Origin of the sequence: Larkinella sp. VNQ87, from assembly GCF_049445795.1 — a bacterium.
Taxonomy (GTDB): domain Bacteria; phylum Bacteroidota; class Bacteroidia; order Cytophagales; family Spirosomataceae; genus Larkinella.
Genome location: NZ_JBMSDT010000022.1, coordinates 61,930 through 73,428 on the forward strand (window position 1 = coordinate 61,930; position 11,499 = coordinate 73,428).

An 11,499-nucleotide genomic window follows, 5' to 3' on the forward strand; every position below is an offset into this window, starting at 1 on the left:
TGGCTGACGCGTTCTGATACTGCGAAGCAACCCTCTGCCCCATGCCCAATGCCCAATGCCCCAAAACGCTATGATACACAACCCTAATAACTTCCTTACGGCCGGAAAACCGCTGGAAAAAGCCGCCCGCGTGATGGTCATGGTGCACGGCCGGGGCGCTTCGGCCCGCGATATTCTGTCGCTGTCGAATTACATTGAAGACGATGAATTTGCGTTCGTGGCGCCCCAGGCCAGCCAGGGAACGTGGTATCCGTATTCGTTTCTGAGCCCGCTTGAGCAGAACGAACCGCATCTGTCGTCGGCGCTTCAGGTGCTGACCAGCCTCCGGGCGCGGCTGCAATCGGACTATAACTTCAAACCGCCCCAGATCTTCTGGCTCGGTTTTTCGCAGGGAGCCTGTCTCGCGCTCGAATTTGTAGCCCGCAATGCCATGCCCTACGGCGGGGTGTTCGGCCTGAGTGGCGGGCTCATCGGCCCACCCGGAACGCCCCGGTTATACGAAGGCGATCTGGAAGAAACACCGGTTTTTCTGGGGTGCAGCGACATCGATCCGCACATTCCGAAGGAGCGCGTCATTGAGTCGGAGGGCGTATTTCGGGCGATGGGCGCGGGCGTGACGATGAAATTATATCCAAATTTTCCGCATTCCGTCAACGAAGATGAGTTAAAGATTGTTAACCAGTTGATTGCCGGTTCGCCCACGTCCGGCGCACCCATTCGTGAACTATACACGTAAACCTACCACGTCCTATGAGTCAGTTTATGGTAGAATTTGATCTCCCGGCCGAGATGACCGAGGAATTTACGGTGAAAATTCCGCACCAGCGGTTGAAAGTAAATGAATTGATGGAAAGTGGCAAACTGCTGACGTACGCGCTGTCGCTCGACCGCCAGAAATTGTGGTGTGTGGTGAAGGCCCAGACGGAGTTTGAAGCGATGGAAATCATTTCCGAATTTCCGCTGATCAACTTCATGGACCCGACCATTACGGAACTGATGTTCAATAATATCGTTTCGTTACGCGTGCCCTTGTTTTCGTTGAATTGAGTACTTTTGCCAGCATGATCTTCCCGATTCTTCATGGCAAATTTTAGATTCGTTGCGTCGGACGCCGACCTGAGACCGTATGCCGGTTTTCGCATCGCCCGGATCGACGGGCAGCAAGCGCAGACGTTGAAGGCGTTTTATGAGCAAATCGCCCAAGAACTCCGGTTTCCCGACGATGAGTTCGAATACAATCTCGAATCGCTCGACGAATTACTGAACGATCTGGACTGGCTGGAAGAGGACAAAATCGCGCTGTACATCACGCATTCAGCCGCTTTTTTGTCGCAGGAAAAGAGTGAAGCCAAGAAAGTTGAATTATTGAATATTCTGGACGTAGCCGCCGAAGACTGGAAATGGGTCGACGAGGAGGAAGAGGGCGTCACGCCCCGCCAACTGGTCATCCTGTTTGAGCCCGATGATGCCCTGGCCGACTTGTTCGATCAGGAAGGGTTTGCCTACGACCGCACCATTTAATGTTGCAACCAAAACCGCCTTTGTGCGGTTGACGAGTTGCTGTATGCCGCATGGAGAAAATAGTCCCTGCGGCTTTTGGTATTTTATGCTTGTATGAAAGTAGCCGATTTAATTACGCTATACACCGAAGATAGTTTCATCAAAATCATTGGTGAACAGTTCCGCCACTCCCCAACCCATGAGCCTTCCCGGATTCAGTTGAAAGGCATTACCGGTAGCCTCGACGCCGTGCTGGCTGCGGCTATTTACCGGATGCAGCCTTCGACGTTTTTGTTCATTTTGAGCGACAAGGAAGAAGCTTCGTATTTCTACAACGACCTGCAAAACCTGCTCGGGCAGGAGGTGCTGTTCTTTCCGATGTCGTACAAAAAACCGTATCAGTACGAGGAAATTGAGAATGCCAACGTGCTGATGCGGGCCGAAGTGCTGAACAAGTTGAATTTGGATGCGAAAGAGCCGGTCGTGGTGGTTTCGTACCCGGAAGCTTTGTCCGAAAAAGTAATTAACAAACGGTCGTTACGGGCAAACACCTTGTCGGTGCAAACCGGCGATAAGCTGGACGCCAATTTCATCAACGAACTGTTGAACAGCTACGATTTCGAGAAAACGGATTTTGTCTACGAAGCCGGACAGTTTTCGATTCGCGGGGGCATCATCGACGTGTTTTCGTTTGCCAGTGAGTTTCCGTACCGGATCGAATTGTTCGGCGACGAAGTAGAAAGCATTCGGACCTTCAACCCGGAAAGCCAGCTTTCGACCGATCCGGTGGAGCGCATCAGCATCATTCCAAACATTGAAAACAAGCTGATTCACGAAACCCGTGAACCGTTTTTGGAATTTCTCCCCAAAACCGCCACGCTCTGGTTCAAAGACGTGGAGCTGACGCTCGAAATCATCGAGAAGAATTTCGAAAAAGCCGAGCAAAGCCTGGCTAGTCTGGTCGGCGGCAAAGGTGGCATTCAAATCGTGTCCGACCCCGACGCCTTGTTCGAAACCCGGCGGGGGATTTTGAACCAGATCAAAGCCTTCCGGACGGTGGAGTTTGGCAGACGGTTTTATTTTAAGAGCAGAGGGGTAAGGGCAGAGGGCAGAGGGAATGGGGCAGAGGGAATGGGGCATGGGGCAGAAATTGCCGATGAGCAAGCTGGTTTACCCTCTGCCCCGCGCCCTCTGCTATACACCTCCAAAGCTCAGCCGTCGTTCAACAAGGATTTCCGGCGGTTGGTTGATAATCTGGCGGATAACCAGTCGAAAGGGTATACCAACATCATTGCGGCCGAATCGTACAAGCAGCACGAGCGGCTCAAAACCATCTTTGACGAGCTTGATCCGTTTGTCAAATTCCAGCCGCTGAGCATTTCGCTGAAAGAAGGCTTTATCGACGAGCAGACGAAAGTGGCGTGTTACACCGACCACCAGATTTTCGACCGCTACTACAAATACCGGGTTCGCGATAAGTTCTCGAAGTCGAAAGCGCTGACATTGCGGGAACTGAAAACGCTGCAACCGGGCGACTTCGTGACGCACGTGGACCACGGCATTGGGCGGTTTGCGGGCCTGGAAAAAGTGGACGTGGGGGGCAAGGAGCAGGAAGCGATCCGGCTGATTTACCGCGACAACGACATTCTGCTGGTCAGCATTCACAGCCTGCACAAAATTGCCAAGTACACCGGCAAGGAAGGCACACCACCCGTGATGAGCAAGCTCGGTTCGCAGGAATGGGAACTGAAAAAATCGCGGGTTAAGAAGCAGGTCAAAGACATTGCTAAGGAATTGATTTCGCTGTACGCCAAACGGCGGCAGGCACCCGGTTTTGCGTTTTCGAAAGACAGCTTTTTGCAGGCCGAACTCGAATCATCGTTCATTTATGAGGATACGCCCGACCAGGCCAAGGCGACCACGGATGTGAAAGTCGACATGGAGCAGTCGCACCCGATGGACCGGCTGGTGTGTGGCGATGTGGGTTTTGGAAAAACAGAAGTCGCGATTCGGGCGGCTTTCAAGGCCGTGACGGACAACAAGCAGGTGGCGATTCTGGTGCCAACGACCATTCTGGCCATGCAGCATTACAACACCTTCCGGGAGCGACTGGCCGATTTTCCGGTCAAAATTGAATACATCAACCGTTTTCGGACCACGGCCCAGATTCGGGAGACGCTGAAACGGGTCGCGTCGGGCGAAACCGGGATTCTGATTGGCACGCATCGGATCGTTAACAAAGACGTTAAATTCAAGGATTTGGGCTTGCTCGTCATCGACGAAGAGCAAAAATTTGGGGTAAAAACCAAAGACCGGTTGAAGGAGATGCGGGTCGATGTGGACGTGCTAACGCTGACAGCCACGCCCATTCCGCGCACGCTGCACTTCTCGCTCATGGGTGCGCGCGACCTCTCGGTGATTGCGACGCCCCCGCCCAACCGCCAGCCCGTAACCACCGAGGTTCATCCGTTCAACGAAGCCCTCATCCGGGATGCGGTCAGCTACGAAGTCCGGCGGGGGGGGCAGGTATTTTTTGTCCATAACCGGGTCAACGACATTGAATCCATCGCCAACCTGATCATGCGGCTCGTGCCCGACGCCCGCGTGACGGTGGCCCACGGCCAGATGGAAGGAGAGCGGCTGGAGCGGGTGATGACCAAATTTATCGAAGGTGATTACGACGTGCTGGTGTCGACCAACATCATCGAATCCGGGCTGGACATTCCGAACGCCAACACCATCATCATCAACCAGGCGCATATGTTCGGCTTGTCGGATCTGCACCAAATGCGCGGCCGGGTCGGGCGCTCGAACAAAAAAGCGTTCTGTTACCTGATGACGCCCCCGGTGTCGGTGCTGACCTCCGACGCCCGCAAGCGCCTGCAGACGCTTGAAGACTTTTCGGAACTGGGCGAAGGGTTCAAGATTGCCATGCGTGACCTGGATATTCGGGGCGCGGGGAACTTGCTCGGAGCCGAGCAGAGCGGTTTTATCAACGACCTCGGTTTTGAAATGTACCACAAAATTCTGGACGAAGCCGTTCAGGAATTGAAGGAAACCGAGTTCAAAAACCTCTTTATGCCCGATGAGGACAATCTGAAAACGTTGCTGCCCGATACCTTGATTGAGACTGATTTACAGGTGCTGATTCCCGAAAAATACGTCGCCAATATCTCCGAGCGCTTGTCGTTGTATAATCAGTTGGATAACATTCAGACGCAGGCCGAGTTAAGCAATTTCCAGCGTTCGATGGTCGACCGTTTCGGGCCACTGCCGGAAGAGGTCGAAAATCTGATCAAACTCGTCACAATTCGCTGGAAAGCTGAGCGTTTGCAGTTCGAAAAATTGACGCTGAAGAATAATATCATGAAGGGTACCTTCGTTTCATCAGGGAATGACGTTTTCTTCAACTCCGGGCAGTTTGGCAAAGTAATTGATTACGTCAAGAAACATTCGTCAACCTGCTCATTAAAAGATCATAAAGGAAAGCTGATTTTTACGCAGCGCGACGTTACTACAGTCGATCAGATGGACGAGGTGCTGAGCCAGCTAGTGGAGTAACGGCCGGAATGAAAACCGGTTGTTCGGAATCGTGAAAGTTTGCCTGACATACTGTAATTTTGAACTTCTATTAGTTACCAAAACGCAATGAATCGAACACAACCATTACGCTCAATGGTCTACCTGCTGGCATTTGCCGCAGTTTTAGGCGCGTGTAAATCCAAGCACCCGACCAGCGTGAAGCCAGGGAAGCAGAGCACGGCCACCGGTATTAACTACAATAAAGAGAATGGTTTTCAGGTCGCGAAATACCGGGGACAATCGGCCGGTCCGAACCTGGTGTTCATCGAGGGTGGCCGTTTCACGATGGGGGCGCTGGAAGAAGATGTGATGAACTCGCGGGACAACCGGGAGCGGACCGTCAGCATCCAGTCGTTCTACATGGACGAAACCGAGATTGCCAACATTCACTACCTGGAATACCTCGATGCGATTCAACGCGATTCATCCGAAGAAGTGTACACCCGCGCCCTGCCTGACACGAACGTCTGGAAAAACCCGCTGTCGTACAACGATCCCTATGTGACGCAATACCTCCGTTTCCCCGGCTTCCGGTATTATCCGGTGGTGGGCGTAACCTGGGAGCAGGCCGTCGACTACTCGACCTGGCGGACGGATGCCGTCAATGCCAACATGGCGCAGAAGGGCAGCACCGGTACGAAGAAAAAAGGCTTCTCGCTGAAGCGGAAGAAAAAAGAAGAGGCAGCTCCGGCGGGTGAAGCGGAACAGGCTGTTGCTAAAAACTCGCAAACTACCTCGGCGATGGAAAGCGGCAATGTATTGCCAAACTACCGGTTGCCGTCGGAAGCGGAGTGGGAGTATGCTGCAAAAGCCATGATCGGTACGCAATACATCGACGAGAACCAGTCGAACCAGCGGATTTACCCCTGGGATGGTTCGTCGGTTCGGAACGCCAAGAAAGGCCGGAAACAGGGACAGATGCTGGCTAACTTCAAACGCGGTCGCGGTGACTACGCCGGTATTGCCGGCAAATCGAACGACGCGGCTATCATCACGGCTGAAATTTACTCGTACCCCGCCAACGACTTCGGTTTGTATAACATGGCTGGAAACGTGAATGAGTGGGTGTATGATGTATACCGTCCGCTTTCCTACCAGGATATGAACGACCTGAACCCCTTGCGTCGCGACGGTTACCAGGATGAAGAGAAGAACTACGATACCAAGAACGGTAACTCGATCATCAACGATAAACTCCGGGTGTACAAAGGTGGCTCGTGGGCTGATGTGTCCTACTGGCTGGCTCCCGGTACGCGCCGGTTCCTGGCGCAGGATTCGGCCACGGCGACGATCGGTTTCCGGTGTGCGATGATTGCCGGTGGACGGAACAAGTAATCCTTTCTTTTTTGGACCCTTCTGGCGGCCACTCGATCATCGGGTGGCCGCTAATGTTACGATCCCTACCGACTGGCAACCGGCGGCCCGTAAAGCGACCGTAAAGGCTTCCAGCGTGGCTCCGGTAGTCAGCACGTCATCCACGAGTAAGATGCGCTTATTTGCCACCAAATCGGGCTCTTTTACCACGAATACATCGCTAACGTTTTCCCAGCGTCCCATCCGGTCTTTGCCGGTTTGGCTGAGCGTGAATTTTGTCCGGCTTAACGCCCGATCACTCCACGGAATTTCCAGTGCTTCCGAAAGCCCTCTCGCAAACCAGTCGCTTTGGTTATAGCCGCGTTGCCGTAGCCTGGCCGGATGCAGCGGAACGCCCACCATTAAATCGAGTTGTTCATTAAGTTGACAGTCGGTTTTGAGTTGGTAGCCATACCAACGACCGAGTACACAACCGATTTCCTTTTTCTCCTGGTATTTCAGCGCGTGAATCAGCCGCTGTGTTTTTCCCTTTTTGGTAAAATACAGGTAAGAGTACACAAACGCGACCGGCACTTTTCCCGCAAATTTCAGCTGATTCGTTATCAGGGCTTCACCCCGGTGCTGGCCGGTTTCGGGCAACTCAAGCCGACAGGCTGTGCAAACGAATTCTTCGTGGGTTTGCAGCGTATTCCGGCACAACAAACAGGGGTTAGGGTAGAACAGGTTCAATAGGTCATTTAACCCCGCTTTGAATAGTTTTGCAATGGTTTTCACGAACTTAGTTCACCAAAAATGTTTTAATGCAACGAACCGTTTCCGACGATCCTCTTTTGTTCTCTATATGTGACGAACGAGGGCGTAAAAAGTCATAAAACCGAGTCTCAGAAATTTTTAGCGACAATGATTACACAGGAAATAGACCAAGAGTGGGAGCAGGTATTGGATTACCTGGAAAAGGCGGTCGGCAAACGTCCGGCCGATTTAAACAGCGTGTTATTCCTTATTGGCGTGCAGGAATTGGGGCGCGGCACGCAGGTTTTTACTAAAGAACAGAAGCAGGATCTGATGCACATTGCTATCTGCAAAGTTTTGAGTTTGTCCGGCTACTATGAACTGGTCGGAACCGATCAGGATGGCTGGCCCCACTGGCGGCTCGTCCAGAAAGTACCGCACATCGATCTGCTGACGCAGGAGAATTTTTTAAAGCTCCACGTCGTCAAATATTTCTCCGATTACCTAGACTCCCCCGAAACGGGTGAAGTTAGCCCTTCTGATAAAATTGCGTAACGATCTTTTTCGTTTTAACAAGGAAGTTACCTCGTAAATGAGTATATTCATCTACGAATTAGAACCCTGATTTCCAGAGCCGTATTAACCCTTTACGAATACACCGATGCAGATGCAAGAATCGATTCAAACGCTGCTCCTGCGTATTGACGAATACCGGAAAAAGTTTTACATCAACCAGATTGCCAAGGGCGCCATTTTCTTTATTGCGTTTTCGCTATCGGTTTATTTGCTGATGAACACGGCCGAGTTTTTTGGCCGGTTTAGTTCGCCTGTACGGGCCGTTCTGTTCTTCGGCTCGCTGACGGTTATGTTGCTGGCCTTATACTACTGGATCATCAACCCATTGATTCATTTGTACGGCATCGGCAAGTCACTGACCAACGAGGAAGCGGCCCAGCAGATCGGCCGGTTTTTTCCGGAAGTAGGGGACAAGCTGCTCAACACCCTGCAACTGCGGGCGCTCAACCGGCAGGAAAGTGATCTGCTTGAAGCCAGCATCAACCAGCGGTCGAAGCAACTGCTGATTGTGCGGTTTGCCGATGCTATCCAGATTAACCAAAACCGGCGGTTTGTGAAGTACGCGGTCATCCCGGCTTTTATTATCGGCGGTTTGTTGCTCCTGTATCCGGCGTTTCTGACGAGCACTTCAAAGCGCATCATCAGCTACGACCAGGAATTTGCCGAGGAAGCGCCGTTCCAGTTCCTGCTGCGTAACAAAACGCTCCAGGCATTCCGCAACGAAGATTACACGCTGGAACTGCAATTGAAAGGCAGCGCCCTGCCGCAGGATGTCTACCTGGTTTCGAACCAGACCCGGTTTAAGTTGAATACCGATGGGAAAGGCCTTTTTACGTACACCTTCGACAACGTTCAACGCGATATTCCATTCCACTTCGAAGCGGTTGGTTTCAAGTCGCCGGGTTATGAACTGGCGGTTTTGGATCGCCCAGGGTTGCTTTCGTTCGATGTAAGCTTGATTTATCCGGCCTACCTGAACAAACCGTCGGAGCAACTCTCCAATGTAGGCAACCTGCTGGTGCCGGAAGGAACGCAGGTGACCTGGCGGTTTTCGGCCTCCAACACCGACTCGGTTCTGGTCCGGTTTGCGGGCGAACCGCGTGGGCTGGTGGCCGACAAACAGTCGTCGGATGAGTTTGAATTCTCGCGCATGGTAAAGAAATCCTCGATGTATTCGGTGTCGCTGAAGAACAAAGTAGCCGCCAGCCGGGACAATATTCAGTACACGCTGAACGTCGTTAACGACAAATTCCCGCAGGTGTCGCTGGAAAACTTCAAGGATACCACCTTCTACAACTACGTCATGCTGGGCGGGACCATCACGGATGACTACGGTTTTTCCAACCTGAAGGTGATGTATAAGGTAATTCGGGCGGGACAGAGCGCTCCGGATAAATTCCTGACGCGCGCCATTCCATTTAACCGTTCGGCTTCTACTCAGAATTTTTATTACCAGTGGGGCCTAGATAGTTTGAAGATGCAGCCCGGCGACCGGCTGGAGTATTTCGTTCAAGTTTGGGATAACGACGCCATCAATGGTTTCAAAAGCGGCCGCTCCAGCTTCGCTCAGTTTGCGGTTCCGGATCAGTCAAAGCTGGCCGAAGAAGCCGATCGTTCGGCTCAGAAGACCGAGAATCAGATTAGCAAAACGCTGTCGAAAGCACAGCAGTTGAAGAAAGATCTGAATTCGTTGGAAAACCGCCTGCAAACGAAGAAAAACCTTGATTTTCAGGATAAAAAGCAGGCTGAGGAATTGCTCAAAAAGCGGGAAGAGTTGATGCAGGAATTGAAAGAATTGCAGCAACAAAATCAGACTAACAACGAACGTCAGCAGCGGTTTAACAACCAGAATCCGGAATTGCTCCAAAAGTTTGAACAGTTGCAGAAGCTGATGAACGAACTGATGGACCCTGAAACGCAGAAGCTGTACGAAGAATTGAAGAAGCTGATGGAGCAAAAGCAGGACGACAAAATGATCGATATGCTCGACCGGCTGAAGAATAAGGAGAAGAACCTGGAGAAAGAACTGGAGCGGGCCTTGGAGCTTTTCAAGCAATTGCAGATGGAGCAGAAGATGGAAAACGCCATCAAAGAACTCGATAAGCAGGCCGAGAAACAGGAAAAATTGGCCACCGAAACAGAAAAGAAAGAGAACCAGGCGTTGAAAGACGAGAAAATGCAGCCTAAAAAAGAGGATGCCCTGTCGAAAAAGGACGAGAAAACGCAGTCGAAAAAAGACGATGCACAATCGAAAAAGGACAGTGCCCAGTTGAAAAAAGATGAGAATGCGGCATCGAAGAAAGACGAAAACCAGCAGTCGAAAAAAGACGAGAATGGCGATAATAAGAAAAATGAGAGTGATTCTTCCAAGAAAGAAGACAATGCTGAGTTGAGCAAAAAGCAGGAAGAACTAAGCAAAGAATTCGAAAAAACCCGCGAAGAACTGAAGGAGGTCGAGAAAATGGCTCAGGAGATGAAAGACAGCCAGGAGCCGGATACGCATAAGGATCTTCAGCAGGAAATCAGCAACGAGCAGAAGGAAAGTCAGCAGCAACTCGATCAGAAGCAGAACGACAAAGCTTCGAAATCACAGCGGAATGCGGCCAAACAGATGAAGAATCTGAGCCAGCAATTGCAACAACAGATGCAGTCGCAGGAGATGGAAGAGTCGCAGGAAAACATGGATGATCTGCGGGATATTCTGGAAAATCTGATTCAGCTTTCGTTCGATCAGGAGCGGGTTATGAAGGATTTTAAAGCGGTTTCTTTGCAAGATCCCCGCTTTGTGAAGCTCGCTCAGGACCAATTAAAACTGCAGGATGATGCCAAAATCATTGAAGATAGCCTGTATGCGTTGGCAAATCGTGTGTTGCAAATTCAGTCGTTTGTGACGCGGGAGTTAAACAACATGAAAGGCTACATGGATGAAAGTGTCAAATACATTCGTGAACGTCGATTGAACGTTGCTACATCCAAGCAGCAATTTGCAATGACGTCTATTAACAACCTGGCTCTTATGCTTAGCGATGTATTTAAGCAAATGCAGGAACAGATGAATCAAATGGCGTCTTCTAGTTCAGGTAAGGGTAAGAAAAAAGGCAAGGGGAAAAGCATGGCGATGGGGGAGATGCAGAAAAAGCTTAACGAGCGGATGCAACAACTCATGAAGCAAGGCCAAAATCAGGGCCAAGGTGGCAAGGGAAATCGGGGCATGTCGGAAGAATTGTCTCGTTTAGCCGCTGAACAGGCCATGATGCGTAAAATGCTGAAAGAATTACAGGATGCGCAAAAAGGCACTGAACTCGGTAAAAAACTTGGCAATGAACTGAACGAGTTAATGAATAAAATGGACGAAACGGAAACGGAATTAGTAAATAAACGGCTGAATCAGAACACCATTAAACGTCAGCAAGATGTTCTCGTTCGATTACTGGAATCCGAAAAGGCCATTAAAGAGCAGGAAGAAGACATGCAGCGGAAAGCCGAATCGGCAAAACCGGTTATGCGCAATCCACCTCCGCAGTATGAACAGTTGGTGAAAGATAAGCAGAAACAAGTTGAATTGCTTCGTTCTGTTCCCCCCGACTTTTCGCCTTTTTACAAACGAGAAGTTGATACGTATCTAAAAAAGTTAAAGTAAGTTAAGGGGCTTCGGCCCCTTTTTCTTTTTTGGGGACTATCGCAATAACCGTGTAACTTTCCAATCGGGGGTGGGCGAAGCTTACAGCCTAACCCTCTCTTCAAAAATAGTTAAAAACTGATTTAGAATCATACCCCAGTTCCGGATGGGCATCG

Annotated in this window: 8 protein-coding genes; 7 read left to right on the forward strand and 1 reads right to left on the reverse strand. The window is 50.8% G+C overall.

The genetic code is table 11. The features are described 5' to 3' along the window. The first annotated feature begins 70 nt into the window (after positions 1-70). From ACO2Q8_RS27880 to ACO2Q8_RS27900, 5 genes are all read left to right on the forward strand, one after another. Positions 71-736, forward strand: a complete 666-nt coding sequence (locus ACO2Q8_RS27880; protein ID WP_423348184.1) for an alpha/beta hydrolase — start codon at positions 71-73, stop codon at positions 734-736. Positions 737-750: 14 nt separating this feature from the next. Continuing rightward, a complete protein-coding gene (locus ACO2Q8_RS27885; protein WP_423348185.1) occupies positions 751-1,047 on the forward strand; it encodes a muconolactone Delta-isomerase family protein in 297 nt (98 codons plus the stop codon). Positions 1,048-1,080: 33 nt separating this feature from the next. Then, positions 1,081-1,521 carry a barstar family protein gene (locus tag ACO2Q8_RS27890; protein WP_423348186.1) on the forward strand — a complete coding sequence of 147 codons (441 nt, stop codon included), beginning with the start codon at positions 1,081-1,083 and terminating at the stop codon, positions 1,519-1,521. A gap of 93 nt (positions 1,522-1,614) precedes the next feature. After that, positions 1,615-5,061, forward strand: a complete 3,447-nt coding sequence (mfd, locus tag ACO2Q8_RS27895) for a transcription-repair coupling factor (RefSeq protein WP_423348187.1) — start codon at positions 1,615-1,617, stop codon at positions 5,059-5,061. An 87-nt stretch (positions 5,062-5,148) separates the two neighbouring features. After that, the gene (locus ACO2Q8_RS27900; protein ID WP_423348188.1) at positions 5,149-6,417 is read left to right on the forward strand and encodes an SUMF1/EgtB/PvdO family nonheme iron enzyme; all 1,269 of its coding nucleotides are present in this window, start codon (positions 5,149-5,151) and stop codon (positions 6,415-6,417) included. 36 nt (positions 6,418-6,453) lie between these two features. On the opposite strand, the gene ACO2Q8_RS27905 is transcribed toward ACO2Q8_RS27900, so the two are convergent. Next, complete coding sequence (locus ACO2Q8_RS27905; RefSeq protein ID WP_423348189.1) at positions 6,454-7,170, reverse strand: ComF family protein; 717 nt, start codon at positions 7,168-7,170, stop codon at positions 6,454-6,456. 126 nt (positions 7,171-7,296) lie between these two features. On the opposite strand from ACO2Q8_RS27905, the gene ACO2Q8_RS27910 reads away from it, so the two are divergent. Beyond that, positions 7,297-7,683 carry a hypothetical protein gene (locus tag ACO2Q8_RS27910; protein ID WP_423348190.1) on the forward strand — a complete coding sequence of 129 codons (387 nt, stop codon included), beginning with the start codon at positions 7,297-7,299 and terminating at the stop codon, positions 7,681-7,683. Positions 7,684-7,789: 106 nt separating this feature from the next. Continuing rightward, positions 7,790-11,344 carry a DUF4175 family protein gene (locus ACO2Q8_RS27915; RefSeq protein WP_423348191.1) on the forward strand — a complete coding sequence of 1,185 codons (3,555 nt, stop codon included), beginning with the start codon at positions 7,790-7,792 and terminating at the stop codon, positions 11,342-11,344. The last annotated feature ends 155 nt before the right edge of the window (positions 11,345-11,499 follow it).